The sequence below is a fragment of the Gilliamella sp. GillExp13 genome, from assembly GCF_001690815.1.
GTDB classification, from domain to species: Bacteria; Pseudomonadota; Gammaproteobacteria; order Enterobacterales; family Orbaceae; genus Gilliamella; species Gilliamella bombi.
Window position 1 is genome coordinate 1 of the sequence record NZ_LZHJ01000041.1, and the last position, 552, is coordinate 552.

A 552-nucleotide genomic window follows, 5' to 3' on the forward strand; every position below is an offset into this window, starting at 1 on the left:
AGGATTTTTAATTTTGATTTTATTAAATAAATTAAAAAATAGCTTAAAAAAACGTAACAAAAATAGCTTTATCGCTATTTTCTTGATATTTTGAGCCGTTGCGGCCAATAAACACTGTGCGCTCTTCCTCTAAATCGTGCATAGCGATGTCCGTGGTGTTGTTTAGCATCAGCAAAGCTGCGCTCTATGGTCTCTTTTCGTCGAGCATAAACTTTTTTACCCCACTGACTTAAACGAATTTCGTTGGCCTTCTCTTTATCTGCTTCCCAGATATGGCGTGTGATGACTTTCTGTGTATTTTTACTCTGTGTACACTGTGACAATAACGGACAGACTTTGCAGGTTGTTGCATCAGAATGATAATGACGATAACCTTCCCTGCTAATAGTTTTATATATTAATGTTTGCCCGTTTGGGCAAGTATAGGTATCGTTTTGACTGTTATAGATAAACTGCTTTTTTCTGATGGGATTCGCACCATGGGTGGGACGACGATAACCCAACACCGGATATATCTGCTCTGCCAGCAGTAAATGGCAAATGGGAGCCGTA

1 pseudogene is annotated in these 552 nt (G+C 39.1%); it reads right to left on the reverse strand.

What is annotated here, in order from left to right:
* A pseudogene (locus A9G37_RS03250) lies at positions 1-552 on the reverse strand (transposase); the annotation flags it as partial.